The 20,945-nt window shown below is 49.9% G+C and carries 21 protein-coding genes; 16 read left to right on the top strand and 5 right to left on the bottom strand.

From position 1 onward, the window contains the following. Window position 1: 1 nt before the first annotated feature. A complete protein-coding gene (locus tag QUE62_RS06755) occupies window positions 2–3,820 on the bottom strand; it encodes a magnesium chelatase subunit H (protein ID WP_286261212.1) in 3,819 nt (1,272 codons plus the stop codon). 243 nt (window positions 3,821–4,063) lie between these two features. Between QUE62_RS06755 and QUE62_RS06750 the strand changes: the two genes are divergently transcribed. From QUE62_RS06750 to QUE62_RS06740, 3 genes are all read left to right on the top strand, one after another. Then, complete coding sequence (locus tag QUE62_RS06750) at window positions 4,064–5,038, top strand: cobalamin B12-binding domain-containing protein (protein WP_286226486.1); 975 nt, start codon at window positions 4,064–4,066, stop codon at window positions 5,036–5,038. A gap of 91 nt (window positions 5,039–5,129) precedes the next feature. Beyond that, complete coding sequence (locus QUE62_RS06745) at window positions 5,130–5,441, top strand: type II toxin-antitoxin system RelE/ParE family toxin (RefSeq protein ID WP_286226485.1); 312 nt, start codon at window positions 5,130–5,132, stop codon at window positions 5,439–5,441. Continuing rightward, window positions 5,422–5,727, top strand: a complete 306-nt coding sequence (locus tag QUE62_RS06740; protein ID WP_286226484.1) for an addiction module antidote protein — start codon at window positions 5,422–5,424, stop codon at window positions 5,725–5,727. Before QUE62_RS06745 ends, QUE62_RS06740 begins: the two co-directional genes overlap by 20 nt. Here QUE62_RS06740 and QUE62_RS06735 read toward each other — a convergent pair. From QUE62_RS06735 to QUE62_RS06725, 3 genes are read right to left on the bottom strand one after another with little or no spacing between them, the layout of a single operon-like run. Further along, window positions 5,724–5,912: a 4-oxalocrotonate tautomerase gene (locus QUE62_RS06735; RefSeq protein WP_108508852.1), complete on the bottom strand. Its 189-nt coding sequence runs from the start codon at window positions 5,910–5,912 to the stop codon at window positions 5,724–5,726. The two genes, QUE62_RS06740 and QUE62_RS06735, sit on opposite strands and share 4 nt — an antisense overlap. 28 nt (window positions 5,913–5,940) lie before the next feature. Then, a complete protein-coding gene (locus QUE62_RS06730) occupies window positions 5,941–6,669 on the bottom strand; it encodes a class II aldolase/adducin family protein (RefSeq protein ID WP_286223313.1) in 729 nt (242 codons plus the stop codon). Window positions 6,670–6,671: 2 nt separating this feature from the next. Continuing rightward, entirely contained in the window at window positions 6,672–7,130 is a 459-nt protein-coding gene (locus tag QUE62_RS06725; RefSeq protein WP_286223312.1) for a phosphate-starvation-inducible protein PsiE, read from the bottom strand. Window positions 7,131–7,225: 95 nt separating this feature from the next. Between QUE62_RS06725 and bchI the strand changes: the two genes are divergently transcribed. Continuing rightward, window positions 7,226–8,245: a magnesium chelatase ATPase subunit I gene (gene bchI, locus QUE62_RS06720; RefSeq protein WP_286226483.1), complete on the top strand. Its 1,020-nt coding sequence runs from the start codon at window positions 7,226–7,228 to the stop codon at window positions 8,243–8,245. Between the two features lie 3 nt (window positions 8,246–8,248). After that, on the top strand, window positions 8,249–10,048 hold the full coding sequence (locus QUE62_RS06715; RefSeq protein WP_286226482.1) for a magnesium chelatase subunit D: 1,800 nt from the start codon (window positions 8,249–8,251) through the stop codon (window positions 10,046–10,048). Window positions 10,049–10,054: 6 nt separating this feature from the next. Here the strand turns inward: QUE62_RS06715 and bchO are convergent, their stop codons facing one another. Further along, on the bottom strand, window positions 10,055–10,927 hold the full coding sequence (gene bchO / locus QUE62_RS06710; RefSeq protein WP_286261210.1) for an alpha/beta fold hydrolase BchO: 873 nt from the start codon (window positions 10,925–10,927) through the stop codon (window positions 10,055–10,057). 131 nt (window positions 10,928–11,058) lie between these two features. Here bchO and QUE62_RS06705 point away from each other — a divergent pair, with 131 nt between their 5' ends. The 11 genes from QUE62_RS06705 (at window position 11,059) to pufM (ending at window position 20,943) form a co-directional block, all read left to right on the top strand. Continuing rightward, window positions 11,059–11,979 carry a polyprenyl synthetase family protein gene (locus QUE62_RS06705; protein WP_286225062.1) on the top strand — a complete coding sequence of 307 codons (921 nt, stop codon included), beginning with the start codon at window positions 11,059–11,061 and terminating at the stop codon, window positions 11,977–11,979. After that, complete coding sequence (locus QUE62_RS06700) at window positions 11,966–13,150, top strand: methyltransferase (RefSeq protein ID WP_286261208.1); 1,185 nt, start codon at window positions 11,966–11,968, stop codon at window positions 13,148–13,150. The genes QUE62_RS06705 and QUE62_RS06700 overlap by 14 nt, the downstream gene beginning before the upstream one ends. Before the next feature lie 148 nt (window positions 13,151–13,298). Further along, window positions 13,299–14,249 (top strand): chlorophyll synthesis pathway protein BchC, encoded by a 951-nt coding sequence (gene bchC, locus QUE62_RS06695; protein ID WP_286261206.1) that lies wholly within the window; start codon window positions 13,299–13,301, stop codon window positions 14,247–14,249. Beyond that, complete coding sequence (locus tag QUE62_RS06690) at window positions 14,246–15,268, top strand: chlorophyllide a reductase iron protein subunit X (RefSeq protein WP_286223305.1); 1,023 nt, start codon at window positions 14,246–14,248, stop codon at window positions 15,266–15,268. The genes bchC and QUE62_RS06690 overlap by 4 nt, the downstream gene beginning before the upstream one ends. A gap of 4 nt (window positions 15,269–15,272) precedes the next feature. Beyond that, window positions 15,273–16,808 carry a chlorophyllide a reductase subunit Y gene (gene bchY / locus QUE62_RS06685; protein ID WP_286223304.1) on the top strand — a complete coding sequence of 512 codons (1,536 nt, stop codon included), beginning with the start codon at window positions 15,273–15,275 and terminating at the stop codon, window positions 16,806–16,808. Continuing rightward, window positions 16,808–18,286 carry a chlorophyllide a reductase subunit Z gene (bchZ, locus tag QUE62_RS06680; protein ID WP_286223303.1) on the top strand — a complete coding sequence of 493 codons (1,479 nt, stop codon included), beginning with the start codon at window positions 16,808–16,810 and terminating at the stop codon, window positions 18,284–18,286. The genes bchY and bchZ overlap by 1 nt, the downstream gene beginning before the upstream one ends. Window positions 18,287–18,397: 111 nt before the next feature. Beyond that, entirely contained in the window at window positions 18,398–18,547 is a 150-nt protein-coding gene (gene pufB / locus QUE62_RS06675; protein WP_108508840.1) for a light-harvesting antenna LH1, beta subunit, read from the top strand. A gap of 30 nt (window positions 18,548–18,577) precedes the next feature. Continuing rightward, the gene (locus tag QUE62_RS06670) at window positions 18,578–18,802 is read left to right on the top strand and encodes a hypothetical protein (protein WP_199908496.1); all 225 of its coding nucleotides are present in this window, start codon (window positions 18,578–18,580) and stop codon (window positions 18,800–18,802) included. A gap of 10 nt (window positions 18,803–18,812) precedes the next feature. After that, window positions 18,813–19,019 (top strand): light-harvesting antenna LH1, alpha subunit, encoded by a 207-nt coding sequence (gene pufA / locus QUE62_RS06665; RefSeq protein WP_108508839.1) that lies wholly within the window; start codon window positions 18,813–18,815, stop codon window positions 19,017–19,019. Between the two features lie 79 nt (window positions 19,020–19,098). Further along, window positions 19,099–19,923, top strand: coding sequence for a photosynthetic reaction center subunit L (pufL, locus tag QUE62_RS06660; RefSeq protein ID WP_286223302.1), 825 nt, complete (start codon window positions 19,099–19,101; stop codon window positions 19,921–19,923). Window positions 19,924–19,944: 21 nt separating this feature from the next. Then, window positions 19,945–20,943, top strand: a complete 999-nt coding sequence (gene pufM, locus QUE62_RS06655) for a photosynthetic reaction center subunit M (protein ID WP_286223301.1) — start codon at window positions 19,945–19,947, stop codon at window positions 20,941–20,943. Window positions 20,944–20,945 lie beyond the last annotated feature (2 nt).

Below are 20,945 nucleotides of genomic sequence, written 5' to 3'. Positions count from 1 at the left end.
ATTACCCAGCGCGTTGCATCGTGGGGTTCTCAAATACCCCCTCAAGACGATCTTCGAGTTCTTCACTCGCTTGTTTCATCGCGGCACGCATTTCATCATCGGGCTGCCAGTAGTTGCGATTCGAGGCTTCCATGAGACGGTTTGCCATGCGTGCGGACGCAGTAGGATTCAATTGCGCTAAGCGCTCCCGCATCTTGGGATCCAAGATAAAGGTTTGGGTGAGTTGCTTGTAGACCCAAGGTTGTACTTGCCCTGTGGTTGCAGACCAACCCATGGTATTGGTGATGTGAACCTCAATCTGACGCACACCTTCATAACCGTGCTTCAACATTCCCTCAAACCATTTGGGATTAAGCATTCGCGTACGTGTTTCGAGTGATACTTGTTCAGAGAGCGTTCTCACCACCCCTTCACCTTGGGTTTGATCACCGATGTACACCGGGATCTCTTCACCCCCCTTGGCGCGTTTCACAGCCTTGGTAATGCCACCTAAGGTATCAAAATAGTTATCGATGGTAGTCACCCCGAGTTCCATCGACTCCAAGTTCTGATAACTCATGCTGACATCCGCTAAGACGCTCTTCAGAAGAGCGTTATTGCAAATGGGCTTACCGGATTTGCCATACGCAAAACCTTTGCGACGCATATAGGTCTCGGCGAGTTCATCGTCCTCATCCCATACGCTGTGTTCAACCAAGTGGTTCACGTTCGCCCCATAGGTACCATCGGCATTGCCATAAACACGAAGTGATGCAGTTTCAAGATCGCAGCCGTGCTCTGCCATATAAGCAAGGGCGTGTTTGCGAACAAAGTTTTGCTCGATTGGCTCATCTGCTGCAGCAGCGAGATAGGCTGCTTCAGCTAAGAGCTTAATTTGCAAGGGCATCAGATCGCGAAAGATCCCAGAGAGAGTAATCACCACATCAATGCGGGGGCGTCCAAGTTCTGCGAGTGGAATGAGGGTAGCACCCGCAAGTCGTCCGTAGCCATCAAAGCGTGGTAGTGCTCCTAAAAGCGCTAAGGCTTGACCAATTTGCCCACCTTCGGATTTGAGGTTGTCACTGCCCCACAGCACAAGAGCAATCGATTCAGGGAGGGCTTGGGCATCATCGATATGCCGTTGCAAAATCTTCTGGGCTTGCTTGGCGCCATCTTTGACCGCAAAAGCACTTGGAATGCGGAAAGGATCAAAGCCGTGCAAATTGCGCCCCGATGGTAAGACCTCGGGGTTACGCATCACATCGCCACCCGGCGCAGGACGAATAAAGCGACCATCAAGCGCCTTCAGAATACTGGGGATCTCGGTCTCTTCTTGGATCTGCTGATCCCAGTGTTGGAGCTTCTCCAAAATCGCAATCGCTTCCTTTCGAGCGAGCTCTTGAAGGTCTTTATTCTTATTCACGATGGTTTGAATGGGTTTACCTTGCACCAATTGCGTAATCGCTGAATTTGGTAAGGCCTGACTGAAAGAACCAATCGCCATGGCGCTTAGTAAATCGACACGCTCGGATTCACTGGGGGTGGAGCCGACCACATGCATGCCATGCGGGATTAAGGTGTACTCCAGCTCCAAAATCTGCTCAAAGAGTTTGGTGATTTGCTGTTGGATGAAGTTCGCATCGCGCAGTTCCCACAGCGGTTCCGCTTTACACAAATCCATCTGCGCCGCTTGTGCCTGAATCAGTGCCGCCAAATCATGATCCTCTTCCTCGCCACGCTGCTCGGGCGAGAGACCACGCCAGCGCTCAATCGAGGTTTTGAGATCGGCAAGCCCCGCATAAATCCCCGCCTGGGTCACAGGTGGTGTGAGATAGCTAATGAGTGTGGCACCTGCACGGCGTTTGGCAAGAGCACCTTCCGAAGGATTATTGGATGCATAGAGATAAAAGTTGGGTAGATCGTTAATTAAGCGATCGGGCCAGCACGAACCACTCATGCCTGCTTGCTTACCCGGCATAAATTCAAGGGCTCCATGTGTGCCGAAGTGCAGAACAGCATTGGCAGCAAAGTCTTCCCGCAAGTAGCGATAGAAGGCTGAGAACGCATGCGTTGGTGCAAAGCCTTTTTCAAAGAGCAGGCGCATCGGATCGCCTTCAAATCCAAAGCCGGGTTGCACAGTCACTAAGACGTTGCCGTACTGCTTACCCAATATAAAAATCCCCGAGCCATTGCTCCATTGCTTGCCCGGAGCTGGTCCCCATTGCGCTTCAATCTCGCTTAACCAACGCTCGCGCTTGACATGATCATCGGCGCTGATGATGGTGTGCACATTGGCTTCGGCCCCATATTGCTGGGCGTTGCCTTCAATGATTTCTTTGCGTAAGGCTTCAGGGGTTTCTGGCACGGTGAGGGTATAACCGTCGGCTTTGAGTCCCAACATGGTTTGGTGTAAGGACTCAAAGACATTGAGGTAGGCGGCAGTGCCCGTATGTCCCGCATTCGGTGGGAAGTTAAAAATTACCAGACCCACTTTACGATTGGCTTTATCGGAGTTGCGCAGATCCACCAACTTCGCGGTACGAGATGCGAGCATGGCAGTGCGCTCGACGCAGGTGAACATATCTTGCGGGTTGTGTTCTTCCGTAAAAGTGCAGCGCTGATGGCAACCGGTACAAGTGGTGCCTGCTGCACCAGGTCGACCGCCATACACCATCGGTTGAGTTGCGCCGTCGAGTTCGGGAATCGCCACCATGATGGTGCTCTCGACTGGCATCAAACCACGATCGGAGCCGCCCCATTGCGTGAGCGTCTGAAACTCCACTGGGTGGGCAGCGATGTAAGGCACATCAAGCTTCGCAAGTACCTCTTCAGCCGACTTGGCATCGTTGTACGCTGGGCCACCAACTAAGGAGAAGCCGGTCAGTGAGATCACCGCATCGACTGTGACCTCATGATTTTTCATGAAATAGGTATCAATGGCAGGGCGCGCATCAAGACCTGCGGCAAAGGCGGGTACCACTTGCAAGCCATGGGCTTCTAATGCAGCAATCACGGGATCGTAGTGACCACTGTTACCAGAAACCAAATAGGAGCGCAGTAATAGAAGACCAACGCGACCGCGGCGTTTGTTATCGGAGATTACTTTAGGAAGGTCAGAGAGTTTTTCACTCAGACGATTTTTCATGCGCGGGTGATAAACACCCAAATCGGGATACTCCACCGGATCGGTGGGCTTTGCTAAACCACGCAGGACCTCCCGCGGACCAGAGGCGTAACGGTTGATGAGGTAACTAAAGAGATTGAATAAGTTTTCTTCGGAACCACCCAACCAATACTGCAGTGTTAAGAAATACACCCGCACGTCTTGTGCCGTCCCCGGAATCCATTTGAGGATTTGCGGAATGAGGCGCAGCACTTTCATTTGCTTGGCGCCCGAACTAGTTTGCTTCTCGCCCTCGGTCTTGGGTTTGGGGCGCAGTTTCTTGAGGATTGCCATCGGCCCACTGGCGGGCTTACTCATATCAAGTTTACCAATCTTGGTGAGCTTCACCACATCCCCAGCTGACATGGCGCAGACCATCGCATCGCAATCATCGCGCTTCGCTTTTAAAGCTTCAAACACTGGAAGGTAGTGATCTTCCATGAATAACATGGTGGCGAGCACAATATCGCCATGGGCGATGTCATGCACCGCTTTATCAATCAACTCAGGATTGCCGGTAAATTCACTTGCGGCATGGATCTGCAAGGACAGGCCTGGAATGGCGCGTTGGAGCTGAAATTGGGCGCGTCGTGCCGCACTATTTAAGTGCGTGTCCATGGTCACCAATACCAAACGAATGGGTACGGCTTCCTTCTTGGACTTGGATTGAACGGCCATGGCTGCCTAACTCGGGTGGGACTCCTCTTTTTATATTGAATTGTGCTAAATGTGTCAACTTATATTGACACTTATAACTGTATTAGCACCTAAAACTAGGGTTAACCCTTAAAAGTAAACATTCATGGAGATAAATTTCTGAACGATCTATAAATGACACAAGACAAATCGACGCAAAAATAGGCCTAATTTTCATTACAGCAGGGCTAGCCTAAAGCGCCACAGAAGAAAATTGGAGTGTGAATGGCTTTATGGCGTTACGCAAGTCTCCTCAGGGCAAAATTACTTTCAAAGCCTGAGGAGCACCAGAACATCAACCCAAGTCAGGACGAATGGGAAGAGTGTGCCCAAGAGTCAGCTAACGATCAGCACAGCCACCGTATTAGTCAGTTATCGACTAGTTTGGGGAGTCGACCGCTACGGTTAAATGCTAGACCCGATGAGCACTTGGATTGGCTCATGCAAACCATTGAAACCAATGTCATCCCGCGATTACTTGTAAGTCACTCAAGCTCGCCAGAAGCTAATCGCTCTCCCGTAATGAGTATTCGGCTCAATGATGAGAGCCGTGTTCATGAGCTAACGGAGTTGGTATTGCGAGATGACGCAACTAAAGCGGCAGATTTTGTACAAGAACTCTATGAGCAGGGTGTACCGCTCGATGAAATCTATCTTCGCTTACTAGCACCTGTTGCAAGACGATTGGGTGTGATGTGGGAAGAGGATCGCGCCACGTTTACACAGGTCACTACTGCGATGTGGCGCATTAAGCAATTGATTTATGACTTCAGCCCACTGTTTCAGGAATTTGCCAGGACGGATGAAAAAGCGCCGCATGCAATGCTAGTGCCCTTACCTGGATCGCAGCATACCTTGGGTTTATTCATAGTGTCAGAGTTCTTTAGACGCGGCGGCTGGAAGGTGTGGGGCGAATTAGCCGCGAGTGAAGGTGAAATTATTGTGGCGATTAAAACCCAATTCTTCGACTTGGTCGGCTTATCAGTAAGTACCGAAGACCAAATACCTGCCCTCAAACGATTCATTCAACTGCTAAAAGAAGAATCTCTAAATCCAAAAATTGGAGTGATGGTCGGCGGTCCAATTTTCATTGCCCGGCCCGAATTAAGACAAGGTATTGCAGCCGATATCGTAGGACTTGATGCGGAAGAAGCTCTGGCGCAGGCAGAGTTTTTCTTAGAGAAAAATCAACACCATTAGGTAAAAAGTTCTAAAAGTAATTCCCTGAGTACCGTAAGGTAGTTGCTATACTGTATCCGTTCGATTACAATATGTCTTATAAAATTCATGCATGATAAAAGTGTATGAAACAATGACTTTCCGCAAATGGTTTTCTGGCATCAAGGACTTTTCAGTACAAATTCGCCTTGCAAGAAGGCTAGAAAGAGTTCGACGTGGGAACTTGGGTGATATTAAAAAATTAGCTCAATACTTATTTGAAATGAGAGAATTTTTTGGTAACGGCTGGAGAATGTATTTTTATCAAGATATCGAGCCAAGCATTTTGATGCTTTATGGTGGTACAAAAGATAGTCAAAAGGCTGATATCAAGAAGTCAAAGCAGATGATTAAGGAATTAATGAATGATGAAAAAGATTCATAAAAATAAACAGCAAGAAATTCGTGAGTTTGATATTGTTCGATTGCTAAAAAATAAACGGGCAATTACGGAGTATTTAAACCAAGTAATAGCTGAGGGTGATGATGCAGAATTGGCGGCTGCCCTTGGACATATTGCTCGCGCAAAGGGGATGACAGCTATTTCAGAGTCTAGCGGCCTAACACGTGAGGCACTCTATAAGGCTCTGCGCCCTCGCTCGAAGCCTCGATTCGATACGGTATATCGAGTGGTGCAAGCGCTTGGCTTGCGTATTGCGATTCATGCCTAATCCGCATCACACCACAGCTTCCCACCGGTAGCCCAGTCTTCTTTCTTCACATCGGTGATGATGATGTCAACCGATCCAGGGCTGCATCCTAAGGTTTCGCAGGTGACACGAGTTACCTCAGCAACAAATTTGCGTTTTTGCTCGACTGTTCTTCCTTCAAACATTTGCACATTGAATGTGGGCATATCAACTCCTTGTTCGTGATTTAGTTAATTAATCTTTATAGCTCTCATCAAAGCGATCGAGCATTCGTAGTAGGGCGGGCCACTCTAGTATTCCTTCTTCGGCGCCGCCATCATGTAACTCATCGGCGGCTTTCTGGATCACACTTTGCTTGGGCAGATGCAATTGTGGACTCGAGAGTGCAGCAATCTGAATCTCACACGCTTTAATCAGAGTGGCCATCACCACATAGGCTTCGCCGATCGTGCGACCTACGGTGAGTGTGCCGTGGTTACGCAATAGCATGGCAGGGTGTTTACCAAGGGATTCAGTAAGGCGCTTTCCTTCGGATTCGGTGAGAGCAACACCTTCGTAATCGTGGTATCCCAGATGTCCCATAAAGCGCATGGCATGCTGCGAGAGTGGTAATAAACCGTTCTCCTGAGCGGATACCGCAATCCCAGCGGTGTTATGTAAATGCATCACGCAGTTCGCATCGGGGCGGGCGCGATGCACTGCCCCATGAATCGCAAAGCCGGTGGGATTAACGCGGTAGGGTGAGTTGGGATCCACAATCTCACCTTGGGTATTGACCTTTACCAAATTCGATGCGGTGATTTCATCAAACTGATAGCCAAACGGATTGATGAGATAGTGATTAGGTTCATTGGGAACCGTTGCTGAGATGTGGGTATAGATCAAATCATCCCAGCCCTCAAATGCACACAAACGGTAACAGGCTGCTAAATCAATCCGGGTTTGTTGTTCTGCAGGACTCACGTTTAATCACCACCCGGATGATCAGTTTTACTGGGAAATTTATTGGAGGCATAACGCACTAATGCATTGGCGAGTGCTAAGACGAAAATGGTAAGGCCCATTAGCAAGATGCCCATGTCCGCCTCATGCTTGGTGCCAACCAGATCGATGATCAGCCGCGTGACGGCAGTAATGGCAATGTAAATCAAGAAGCGCACGGGCATGTGATTGGTCTTAAAGTAAATGCCCACCATTGCACCAATTTCTAGGTAAATAAATAGAAGGAGTAAATCTTGAACTGAGGCATAGGGCTTATGCATCATTTCCAGAAAGCTCATCCCAGCGGCCCATACGGTGGCCGCGCCAATTGCAAAGAGGGCAATTCGATGAAATAAGGAAACAAAAAGATTGCCCGTTGGAATAAACCAAGACTCGATGCGCTCTTCAACGCTTTTAATGCTCTTTGGGGTCTTATCGCTCATCGTTTTTCCTTAAATGGGCTCATTGCCCGTTAGATGCCTTATATTTAACCTTAATTTGGCAACAAACCAATAAAGTTTATTCAAGGAGCGCTTGCATGACCCGTAACTACCCCTTCTCAGCCATTGTGGGCCAAGAGGATATGAAGCTTGCTATTTTGGTAGCTGCATTGGAGCCTAGTATTGGCGGTGTACTGGTGATGGGAGATCGCGGCACCGGGAAGTCAACTGCGGTTCGAGGTCTCGCATCACTCTTACCCACCATGACCGTTGTGAAAGACTGCGCGTATGGATGCGATCCCAAAGCGATGGCAGGCCTATGTGCTATTTGCAGTTCGGGAGCAAAAACCAAACCCAAAACGGAGCTGCGCCCCGTTCCAGTGGTTGATCTTCCCTTGGGCGCGACTGAGGATCGTGTACTGGGTGCGTTGGATATCGAGAAAGCTTTAACACTTGGTGAGAAAGCCTTTGAGCCCGGCTTGTTAGCGAAAGCTAATCGCGGATTCTTATACATTGATGAGGTTAATTTGTTGGATGATCACTTAGTTGATCTACTCATTGATGTCGCTGCTTCGGGACAAAATGTGGTGGAGCGCGAAGGCTTGAGTGTGCGCCATCCTGCTCGCTTTGTATTGGTGGGCAGTGGCAACCCCGAGGAGGGCGAGTTGCGCCCCCAACTCTTAGATCGTTTTGGCCTAGCCGTGGAGGTGAAAACCCCAAGCGATATGCCCAGCCGTGTCGAGATCATTAAACGACGTGATGCCTTTGAGCGTAACCCCGAGGCCTTCATGAAGATCTGGGATAAAGAAGACGCGAAGATTCGGGAGATGATGGCCAATGCGCGCAAGAAACTAGCCAGCGTTAAGGTTGATGACAAATTGCTACACGATGCTAGTACGCTGTGCGCGCATCTTGGTACCGATGGCCTGCGCGGCGAACTCACGCTGTTGCGCGCTTCACGCGCAGTCGCTGCCCTCGATGGGAAAAATAAAGTCACGCGCGATCATCTTAAGCGCATTGCAGTGCCTGCCCTACAACATCGCTTGCGTCGCAACCCTCTCGACGAATCCAGTTCGGCAACGCGTGTGCAACGGGCACTTGATGAGTTATTTGCTTAAGGCATGAACCCTTACTGGTTAACTTGCCTGCACGTTGCGCAGTTAATGACTCTCGCACCCCATGAATTTGGTGGGGTGATTGTGCATGCGCGCTCCGGACCTGTGCGCGAGCGCTGGTTACAAACCCTTGAACAGCTTGCACGCCATCATGGTTTAGCAACACCATTACGGAAGATCCCCAGCGGTATCTCAGATGAGAACTTACTAGGTGGTTTGGATATTGAAGCCACCATCATCTCGGGGAAGCCAATCTTTCGACCGGGGCTCTTAAGTCATTGTGATCAAAGCCTCGTGATTTTGCCAATGGCTGAGCGAGTGGAAGCAGGCACAGTGGCCCGTATTGCAGCCGCCCTCGATCATGGCGCCATTCAGGTTGAGCGTGATGGTCATGGAGAACGCATTGCCTGCGCGATGGGAGTGATCGCTCTTGATGAAAGTATTGAAGAAGACGAGAGTGTGAATCCAAAATTGATCGAGCGCTGCGCGTTTTATATTGATTTGGACTCGATCGCATGGCATGACTTACCAGATGCCAAACTCGATGCAGAGTTCATTGATCTCGATCGCATATCGATTCAAGGGCGGGTAGAGCAAATCACCCTCAGTGATGAACAATACGCCGCGCTCGTCGGAATTGCGGCGCAGTTAGGCATTGTTTCCTTGCGCGCGGTGCAATTTGCAGCAAGAGCTGCGAGGTACTTGGCCGCGATGGATCTCGAATGGCATGAGAGTGAGCTAAGCAAAGAACATCTTGAGCGCGCGGTGACCCTGGTACTGCTACCGAAAGCAACCCAAATACCTAATATGGCCGACGAGACTCAGGCTGAGGATGAGTCCAATCCTGAACCAGACCCCGAAGAAAACGAGGAAGCTAATTCAGAGGAGACTTCATCTCAGAATCAAGAGACAGAAGTTCTTGAAGATCAAGTATTAGAAGCCGCACAGGCAGCGATCCCTCGCGAGCTGCTTGATCGACTCACTCAACTCGCGCTGGTACGCCAAAAAAATCACTCAGCTGGTAAGGCAGGCGCGAGTCAATTGAGTCATCTGCGTGGTCGACCAATGGGCTCAAAGCCCGGTATGCCCTCTGGTAATCAACGATTGAGTTTGATGGATACTCTGCGCGCTGCAGTACCCTGGCAGCGGATTCGTCAGGCCCAACTTAAGAGTAGTCAGAATCCGTCTCAGCCAAAAATCCTCATTCGTAAGGATGATCTGCGCGTAAAACGCTATCGACAGCGTAATCAAACACTCACCACGTTTGTGGTCGATGCCTCGGGCTCTGCGGCGATCAATCGTTTAGCTGAAGCAAAAGGTGCAGTGGAGTTACTGCTTGCAGAGTGCTATGTGCGACGTGATCAGGTAGCACTCATTAGTTTTCGGGGAAGCGAAGCAGAACTGTTGTTAAGCCCAACTCGTTCCCTGGTTAGAGCGAAGCGCTCATTAGCGTCACTGCCTGGTGGGGGCGGCACACCGCTAGCCCTTGCGATTGATACAGCTTTTGCACTGGCGAAGGGGTCACTTAAAAAAGGCATGACCCCCACCTTGGTGTTCTTAACCGATGGTCGCGCCAATATTGCACGCGACGGCACACCAGGTCGCACCCAAGCGCAAGTTGATGCTGAGCAATCCGCAAAGCTAGCATCGCAGATCAAGGTACGCAGTTTATGGATCGATACCTCGCCGCAAGCGCGCGAGGAGGGGGGGCATATTGCCCGACTGATTGGTTCGTACTATTTGCCCTTACCGCATGCGCGCGCGCACGAACTCTCGCAAGCAGTCTTAGGTGTTTTGCATACCTAGAGCCAATTACTTCTTCAGGGCGCGCAGCTCACTCAAGATTAGATCAGCGGTCTTGGCAGTTTCCACTTCGTGCATGATGTGACCACCTGGCCAATAGATCACGGTGGATTTAGGAAAGTACTGGCTGATGATTTTCTTCAAGCCCATTTCTGGGACCCATTGATCACTCTCACCAATCACCCAAATTAACTTGCTTGAAAGGCTTGAGCCGGCTTTAAGTACTTGATCAATGTTGGCCGAGGCCATAAAGTTCATGGCACCGCGCACATGCTCAGGTGATTGAAAGAGGCGCCGATAGTAATTGCGATTTGTTTCTGGCAAATTGGTATTGGTGGAATCTAGTAATCGATCGGTCATACCTGAGAGTGGTGCAAGCTTTGCCAGAATCGATGCCAGCGTTGCTGATTTAGTGACTGGCCCCAACATGGGTCCAAAAAATTGGGTGTAGCTCGGCGGCGGCGGAATCAGTGAGGGATTTAGACCAATAATCACTTGTGGTTTGGTGGGTGCCAGATTAGCAAAGGCGAGTGCTAGGGGAGCGCCAGCAGAATGACCAACGACAATGGTCGGCCACGGCACTTTGAGTTCACCAATCAATGCAATCAAATTACTCGCGATCTGCTCGAGTCGTAAGGAGTCCACTGAAGCTCCCAGAGTAAAGGCGTGCCCTGGTAGATCGACGCTAAGAACTTGCGCCTCTTGATTGAGTAAAGGCGTGAGCTCGCCCCAAGAGTGTGTGGAGGAACCGGTGCCATGCAGTAACAAAATTACCGGCCCTTTGCCTAAGATTTGGACGTGCCAGGTGAGGTCGCCCACGGTGACGGAGCGGCTAATTTGGCGGTTTGGCCAGTCGTAGGGAATGCGATTAATGGTACTCATTAGGGTTTTCCCTAGATATGATTGATTGACCCTCTTGCATTAGCTGTCTATATTCATCATCATGATAAGTGTAAAAAAATATTTACACTTTTTTACCCGTATTGCGACCCGATTAACTCTGAAAGCCGGCTATGAGCTCAAAAATCAGCCCCAGTCAAGCGATGCAAGAACGCATTGAAAAGGGCTTGCATCAAGCGCTTGCCATCGCAGAGTCTAAGACAGCCCCACAAAATTTACAAAGGGCATTGCATCATGCCGTGTTCCCGGGGGGTGCGCGCATTCGGCCGCAACTGTGTTTAGCAGTCGCTGCGGCCTGCGGCGATGACGATCCGGATTTATCGATTGCAGCTGCGGGCGCAATTGAGCTATTGCATTGTGCATCCCTGGTGCACGATGATTTGCCCTGTTTTGATAATGCCATGGTGCGCCGTGGCCAACCCTCAGTACATGCCGCATTTGGTGAGCGCATTGCCGTGCTTGCGGGTGATGCACTGATTGTGTTGGCATTTCAATACATGGCTTCGTGCAGCATGCGCTCGCCACTGCGCTTAGCACCACTTCTAAAAACGATTGCCGCATCCGTCGGTGCGCCGCACGGCATTGTGTCGGGTCAAGCGTGGGAGTGCGAATCCAAAGTCCAACTATCGCAATACCAAAAAGAAAAAACCGGTTCACTCTTTGAGGCGGCAACCGCAGCGGGCGCACAAGCCGCAGGAGCGGATGCCGATACTTGGAAACCACTCGGTGAGTGGTTGGGTGAAGCCTATCAAGTGGCTGATGACATTCGCGATGTATTGGCTGATCAAGCGACGATGGGTAAACCACAAGGCCAAGATTTAGCCCATGATCGACCAAGCTCTGCGCGAGATCTTGGATTGGTGGGCGCGGTTCAGCATTTTGATGAGTTGGTCTACAAAGCAATTCATTCGATACCGTCGTGTAAAGGCGAGAAGATGCTACGCGCTCTGGTCGCAAAAGAGGCAGAACGCTTGATTCCCGAAGCATGGTTTATCAATACGAGTCGACCGCTGCATCACCATGCCACTGTCTGAGCGTGTGTCCGAAGACACGCAAACCCATCACCGCTCATTGAAAGACACCTTCGCCGATTGGCGTAATAGTGTCATTGCCTCACCCCGATTTCAGCGCTGGGCTGCGCGCTTTCCATTGACACGCTGGGTCGTGCGGCGTCAGGCCTCCGCACTCTTTGATGTGATGGCGGGCTTTGTGTACTCCCAAATCTTATTGGCTTGTGTCAAAGTCAATTTGTTTGAGTTGCTCGCAAACGGCTCTTTGTCTAAAGCACAATTGCAAGAGCGCATTGCGTTACCGCCTGCAGGCCTCAATCGTTTACTCGACGCAGCAGTTGCCATTCGTCTTTTAACAAAACGCGACAACGAGCACTATGCACTTGGCATGCTGGGGGCGCCTTTAGTTGGTAATCGTGCACTCATCGATATGATTATTCATCACGGCGATTTCTATCGTGATCTGCAAGATCCGTTAGCACTCTTGCGCGGTGATATTTCTGGGAAAGCGGCGATGGCCGAGTATTGGCCCTATATCGATCACGCCCACGATCCCAAACCAGAATCGCTATCGGCCGAGCGCGTTGCGAACTATTCAAAGCTCATGGCGCACACTCAACCTTTAGTCACCGCCGAGGTAATCGATGCCTACTCGTTTGCTAAGCACCGCCAATTACTCGACATTGGTGGTGGGCAGGGCGCGTTTGCGACTCAACTTGCAAAACTTTATCCGCAGTTGCGGTGCACGATTTTTGATCTTCCTGGTGTGGCTGAGTTAGCCACCACTCAGATTGCTAAAACGGATCTATCAAACCGTATCCAAGCGATTGGGGGGAATTTCTTTGATGGTGAATTGCCCAAGGGCGCCGACGTAGCCACCCTGATTCGAGTCATTTTTGATCATGATGACTCCCGGGTCAAAATCTTATTACGTAATGTTTTCAATGCCTTAGAGCCAGGAGCGAGCTTGATTCTGGCAGAACCAATGGCTAATACCCCGGGGCAAGAAGCGATGGGGGATGCCTACTTTGGCTTCTATTTGCTCGCAATGGGTCGGGGTAGACCGCGTTCCCAAGCGGAAATTACCCAAATGCTGATCGAGGCCGGCTTTGAGGCTGTTCGCCTAATGCCATCCGCTATCCCCTTGAATGCACAGATCTTGCATTGTAAAAAGCCAATGATTTCAGTGGGTTAGAGTTTAAAAGCCAATTTTTGCCCAAAAAGCCTTGTAAATACTAGGGGTCATTAGTAGAAACCCCTAGATGAATTATCCCTAAAGTGGTGAAGAATGAGTCATGTAAATAAATATTTACACATAAAATATGTAAATAAGAAATGACACTATGAACACAATCTATCAAGCAAAGGCCATCGTGCTCGAGAAGCCCGAGAGCGTTGTCTTGAGTGAGCTGAAGTTATCACCCGTCACCGAGACGGATGTTGTGGTTGATATTGAATGGAGCGGTATTAGTACAGGCACTGAAAAACTTCTATGGAGTGGGCGCATGCCCCACTTCCCGGGCATGGGTTATCCACTCGTTCCGGGTTATGAGTCCGTCGGCAAAATTTATCAAGCAGGGATTCGGTCAGGGTATCAGCCCGGTCAGCGTGTATTCGTACCTGGGGCGCGTTGCTTCGGTGATGTGAAAGGTCTCTTCGGTGGCGCAGCATCACGCGTAGTGGTACCGGCTAGTCGGGTGATTGGCGTGGACAACAAATTAGGCGCAGAAGCCGTTTTGTTTGCATTGGCAGCAACTGCGCACCACGTCACATCGGCTGAAGGCAGTCAACAGCCTGATCTGATTATTGGCCATGGTGTTTTGGGCCGCCTGATTGCACGCATTGCCGTACTTGCTGGAAAAAGCCCAGTGGTTTGGGAAACCGATGCTGATCGTCGCACCGGAGCAATTGGTTATGAAGTGATTGATCCAAAGGCAGACCAAAAACGGTATTACAAAACGATTGTGGATGTGAGTGGCGACGCTTCATTACTGGATACCTTGATTTTGTGTCTGGCACCCGGCGGTGAAATTGTCCTGGCTGGCTTTTATGACGCACCCATGACCTTCTTATTCCCACAAGCATTTATGCGCGAAGCCCGCATTCGAGTAGCAGCGCAATGGCAGCCTAAGGATTTATTAGCCGTGAAACATTTAGCCGAGTCGGGTCGACTCTCACTAGATGGATTAATTACGCATCATGCATCACCTGCGCATGCGGATAAAGCCTATCGCCAAGCGTTTAGCGATAAAGATTGTTTAAAGATGGTCCTTGATTGGAGAACCTTGCAATGAGTCCAGCAACCGCAAAATTAGAAGGTGTGCCAGCCGAAGCAACGGTGCAATTTGTCAATCTCAAAAAAGAGGCTGACATGGAACCAGACCCAGTCCACAAAGGACCGGTGACCAAAGAAACCCAAATCATCGCCATTTACGGCAAGGGCGGAATTGGTAAAAGTTTTACCCTCGCCAATCTTTCTTACATGATGGCGCAGCAAGGTAAGAAAGTACTGCTAATTGGTTGCGATCCGAAGAGTGATACGACCTCCTTATTGTTTGGAGGCAAAGCCTGCCCAACGATCATTGAAACCTCCTCGAAGAAAAAGTTATCGGGTGATTCTGTATCGATTGGCGATGTGTGCTTTAAACGCGATGGCGTATTTGCGATGGAACTCGGTGGCCCTGAAGTGGGGCGCGGTTGCGGTGGTCGCGGCATCATTCACGGTTTTGAAACCTTGGAGAAGTTGGGTTTTCATGATTGGGGATTTGATTACGTTCTCTTAGATTTCTTAGGCGATGTGGTGTGCGGTGGTTTTGGATTGCCGATTGCACGCGATATGTGTCAAAAAGTGATCGTGGTGGGTAGCAATGATTTGCAATCCCTCTACGTTGCCAACAATGTCTGCTCTGCCGTGGAGTATTTCCGTAAGTTGGGCGGTAATGTCGGTGTTGCAGGCATGGTGATCAATAAGGATGACAACACCGGTGAAGCCCAAGCCTTCGCAGAAAAAGTAGGTATTCCAGTCTTGGCAGCGATTCCTGCGCACGAAGATATTCGGCGTAAGAGTGCTAGCTATGAAATCATCGGCCGTCCTGGTACGCAGTGGGGACCGCTGTTTGAAGAGTTGGCGACCAATGTTGCCGATGCACCGCCGGTACGACCCAAGCCGCTCAGCCAAGACGATCTCTTAGGACTCTTCTCATCAGACATTACTGGTCGTGACTACGTACTTGAGCCCGCTACCGAAGTTGACATGATGGGCAAAGACGCGGTCGTCAAGAAAACCCTTGAAGTGGTGTACGACAAAGTTTAAGTTCATGAGTAAACCCATCATTCCTATCGTGCCAGAGCAGTTGGTCAACGATCCATCCCAAGGGGATGGTGTGGGATGTCATGCGGGTGAAAAACAAATGATGGATGCGGCAAAGTCTGCGGGCAAAGCGGAGGTATTGCAACGCTATGCGCAAGACTACCCCAAAGGGCCGCACGATCAACCACAAAGTATGTGCCCAGCCTTTGGATCATTGCGGGTTGGATTGCGCATGCGTCGCACCGCTACCATTTTGTCGGGCTCTGCCTGCTGTGTGTATGGCTTAACGTTTACCTCGCATTTCTATGGTGCTCGTCGTAGCGTGGGTTATGTGCCATTTAATTCCGAGACCCTGGTCACTGGAAAACTCTTTGAAGATATTCGGGACTCGGTGCACGAACAGGCCGACCCCAGCAAGTACGATGCGATTGTCATTATTAATTTATGTGTCCCCACTGCAAGTGGCGTACCGCTGCAGTTGCTGCCTAAAGAAATTAATGGGGTACGTATTATTGGTATTGATGTGCCAGGCTTTGGTGTGCCAACCCATGCTGAGGCAAAAGATGTACTAGCCGGTGCCATGTTGCAATACGCCCGCCATGAAATCATGGCTGGTCCCGTGCAAGCGCCGCGTACTGGCGTGCAAACCAAACCGACCATCACGCTTTTAGGAGAGATGTTCCCAGCCGATCCCGCAGTGATTGGCGCCATGTTGGAGCCGATGGATCTTGCGGTAGGCGCTACAGTACCAACGCGTGAATGGCGTGAGTTGTATCAAGCGCTCGATTGCAAAGCAGTCGCAGCGATTCATCCGTTTTATACAGCCAGTATTCGGGAGTTTGAAGCCGCAGGTCGACCCATCGTTGGATCTGCGCCGGTTGGTTACGAGGGAACTGCTGCATGGTTAGAAGCGATTGGCAAAGTAACCAATACACCGCAAGACCGAATTAATGCCGCTAAACACAAAATCTTGCCAGCGATTAAAGCAGTGCTTGGCGCAACCCCGATTAAAGGTCGTATTACCTTAAGTGGTTACGAAGGCTCTGAACTTCTAGTCGCACGCTTACTCATTGAGAGTGGTGCAGATGTTCGGTATGTTGGATCTGCCTGTCCCCGCACAGTCTGGAGTGATGCGGATCGGGAATGGTTAGAAGCAAAAGGTGTGCAAGTGCAGTTCCGCGCCTCACTTGAGCAGGATTTAGCAGCGATGGCCGAGTATCAACCCGATTTAGCCATTGGTACCACGCCGGTAGTACAAGCAGCCAAGCAAGCATCGATTCCTAGTCTGTATTTCACGAACCTCATTTCAGCACGTCCTTTAATGGGGCCTGCAGGCGCTGGATCGCTAGCGCAAGTAATTAATGCCGCGATTGGAAATCAAGCACGCTTTGATGAGATGAAAGCCTTCTTTGGTGAAGTAGGTGCAAGTCACAATGCCGGTGTTTGGGAAAGCGTTCCCAAAGATCGTCCCGAGTTCAAAGCCGAGACCCGTCGCAAGTTAGAAAAAGCGATCAAGAAGCGCAAAGCCGAGGAGATGATCTGATGTACGTCATTGATCACGATCGCGCTGGCGGCTACTGGGGAGCCGTATATGTGTTCACGGCCATCAAGGGATTGCAGGTGGTTATTGATGGGCCAGTAGGGTGTGAGAACTTACCCGTTACCTCGGTCTTGCATTACACCGATGCCTTACCGCCGCATGAGTTACCCATCGTAGTCACCGGATTGGCTGAAGAACAATTAGGTCGTGAAGGAACCGAAGGTTCGATGAAACGTGCTCATGCCACCTTAGATCCTGATTTACCTGCCGTGGTTGTGACCGGATCAATCGCCGAGATGATTGGTGGTGGTGTTACACCTGAAGGTACAGCCATTGCCCGCTTCTTACCGCGTACGATTGATGAAGACCAGTGGCAGTGCGCTAATCGCGCAATGTATTGGTTATGGTCAGAGTATGGCATTAAGAATGTGCCGGCACGCAAACCCCGCAAAGAAGGGGAGAAGCCACGCGTCAATATTATTGGTCCCGCTTATGGCACGTTTAATATGCCGAGCGACTTGGCTGAGATCCGTCGCTTAGTCCAAGGAATTGGCGCCGAGATCAATATGGTGTTTCCACTCGGTAGTCACTTAGCCGATGTGTCGCGTTTAGTCGAAGCCGATGTCAATATTTGCATGTACCGCGAGTTTGGGCGCATGCTCTGCGAAGCCCTTGATCGCCCTTATTTACAGGCACCGATTGGTCTTCATAGTACGACCAAGTTCTTGCGCAAACTAGGTGAGTTGCTTGATCTTGATCCCGAGCCATTTATTGAGCGTGAGAAGCACACCACGATTAAGCCAATTTGGGATCTGTGGCGCTCGGTGACGCAGGACTTTTTTGGGACCGCAAATTTTGCGATTGTTGCAAACGAGACCTACACGCGCGGGATCTCTCATTTCTTGAGCGAGGAGATGGGGCTGCCATGCAGCTTTGCCATTTCACGTAAGCCTGGTCAGAAAACCGATAGCGAAGAAATTCGTAAATTGGTAAAAGAAAAAGCGCCTCTCGTACTATTTGGTAGTTACAACGAAAGAATGTATCTAGCCGAAGCGGGTGGTAAGGGTATGTATATCCCTGCATCATTTCCTGGCGCAATTATTCGGCGCCATACTGGCACGCCATTCATGGGATACGCCGGCGCAACCTATTTAATCCAAGAGTTTTGCAATGGGCTCTTTGATGCACTGTTCCATATCTTGCCCTTAGGTACTGAAATGGATAAGGTCGACTCCACCTTGGCACGTGGTCAAGCAGCGAATGCCTTCTTGTGGGATAGCGACGCACAAACCATGGTTGCTAATTATGTTCAGAAACAACCGGTCTTAGTGCAAATCTCGGCAGCCAAGCAATTACGTGATCGCGTCGAGCGCGATACCGAATCCTCAGGTGAAGCGCGAGTCACTGCAGAGCGCGTGCGCCTGTCTTGTCCTGAGATTGTGCAAGAGAAAACACCCAACCCCATATCGGAGAAAGTATGAATCTGACTACTTTGCTCCATCCCCAATGTGGCAGTTCCATGCCATATGCCCTTGTCGCGCGGGCTTTGCGCGGTGCTAGCCGAAAGGCTAATTTTGAAGGAGGGATCTCGAATGAGTGATCACAGAGGCTCTATTTCTGGTCTTACCGACGACGAGGCGAAAGAATTTCACCAGTTTTATGTCCAAGGTTTGGTCGGGTTTACTGCAATAGCGGTCATTGCTCACATTTTGGTGTGGGCTTGGCGTCCTTGGTTCTACTGAAATCGGAAGTAACAACGTAAAGGTAACGATATGAAAGATATCCATTTAAACCACTCGGTACAGGAGATCGCTAAGAACGATTCAATCACGTTCAAGACGATTTTTGTCTTGTGTTTTGTGGTGTGTTTTGTACTCGCGCTCTTTACTGTGTTCTTACCGGGTCAGTGGAGATCCTGGTTACCAGGATCGGAAGAGAAGTCAATGATCGACGGCGTAAGGTCTGCGGTTTATAGCTTTATGTCGTATTTAACTTAGGAGAAATACCATGTGGAGAATTTGGAAACTATATGACCCATTACGGGCTATGGCTATTCAAGGAATCTTCCTGTTCGGTTTGGCAGCAATGATTCATTTGATTCTGCTAAGCACAGTTCGTTTTAATTGGCTTGATGGTTTAAGTCAGGCTGAGTATGTAAAACAAACTGGTAACAGTGGAGCAGCTAAACCACCAGCAGTACCAGCAGCAAAGTAGTAAGCATCATGAAAACCGTGGTGGATAGGACTTGACTACATATCGAGTCTTATCTACCAATTAAAGGAAGGACTAAAAAATGGCCATGCTCAGCTTTGAACGAAAGTACCGAGTACGAGGGGGAACCCTGGTTGGCGGAGATTTATTCGACTTTTGGGTGGGCCCTTTTTATGTCGGATTTTTTGGTATCACCACGATCTTCTTTACCTTTTTAGGCACTGCACTCATTTTGTGGGGCGCATCGCAAGGACCAACTTGGAACTTGTGGCAGATTAATATCGCCCCGCCCGATTTGAAATACGGCCTAGCACCCGCTCCACTGATGGAGGGAGGACTGTGGCAGTTAATTACGATTTGTGCGCTAGGCGCATTTGGATCATGGGCACTTCGTGAAGTCGAGATCTGTCGCAAATTAGGTATGGGCTTTCATGTGCCATTCGCCTTCTCAGTCGCGGTCTTTGGGTATTTCACGCTGGTTGTGATTCGTCCCGTATTGATGGGCGCTTGGGGGCATGGATTCCCCTACGGTATCTTGAGTCACCTCGATTGGGTCTCAAACGTCGGCTATCAATACTTGCACTTTCACTACAACCCTGCGCACATGATTGCGATCACCTTATTCTTTACGACGACCCTTGCACTTGCTATGCACGGTGCATTAGTGCTGTCGTCAACGAATCCGCAAAAAGGCGAGTTTGTTAAAACCCCCGAGCACGAAGATACCTTCTTTCGAGATTTGATTGGCTACTCCGTTGGTACCTTAGGAATCCACCGACTTGGTTTGTTCTTGGCATTGGCGGCGGTCTTTTGGAGTGCCGTTTGCATTGTTATTAGTGGGCCATTTTGGACTCGTGGTTGGCCAGAGTGGTGGGGTTGGTGGTTAAACCTCCCCATTTGGTCATAAAAAGAATCGAGGGATAAGAATATGGACTATCAAAATTTATTTACCCAGGTTCAGGTGGTTGCTGAACCGCATCATGGCTCACCACTTAATCCCAGAAAGGATGAGCGCGAGCGGATTGGCAAACCCTTTTTAGTCCATTTATTTGGGCGTCTAGGCAATGCGCAGATTGGCCCCATTTATTTGGGAACCATTGGCATCGCCTCTTTATTCTTTGGCATGATCGGTTTTCAGATCATTGGCTGGAATATGTTGGCCTCGGTGAACTGGGATCCTATCCAGTTTGTGCGCCAACTCTTTTGGTTATCGCTTGATCCGCCCTTGCCGAAGCATGGCCTGAACTTCATCATGCCGCTCTCTGAAGGCGGTTGGTGGATGATGGCCGGTGCATTCTTAACTGCATCGGTACTGTTATGGTGGTGGCGAACCTACCGACGTGCGGTTGCACTTGGTATGGGTACCCATATTGCTTGGGCTTTCTTGTCAGCAATTTGGTTGTTCCTCGTCTTAGGCTTCTTTAGACCGCTATTAGTTGGCAGCTGGAGTGAAGGCGTGCCCTTTGGTATTTTCTCGCACTTGGATTGGACCGCTGCATTCTCTTTACGTTACGGTAATTTGTTTTACAACCCATTTCATATGCTCTCCATTGCCTTCCTGTATGGATCAGCACTGTTATTTGCCATGCATGGCGCAACCATCTTAGCGGTTGGTCGCTATGGTGGTGAGCGCGAGATTGAGCAAATTGTGGATCGCGGTACTGCATCGGAGCGTGCCGGATTATTCTGGAGATGGACCATGGGCTTTAACGCCACGATGGAGTCGATTCACCGTTGGGCCTGGTGGTTTGCCGTGCTAGTGCCACTCACTGGCGGCATCGGCATTTTATTAACCGGTACTGTGGTTGATAACTGGTACTTGTGGGCTGTGAAACATGGGGTTGCACCTGCATACCCTGATGTCTATAGTATCCCCACGGTTGATCCAGCAGCAACATTTGTGCCACCTCCACCTGTTGCGAAATAAGG

This window comes from Polynucleobacter sp. HIN9 (genome assembly GCF_030297635.1).
In the GTDB taxonomy this organism is placed as follows: domain Bacteria; phylum Pseudomonadota; class Gammaproteobacteria; order Burkholderiales; family Burkholderiaceae; genus Polynucleobacter.
Note: the sequence above shows the minus strand (reverse complement) of the source record. Positions and strands in the feature narration are given on the sequence as shown.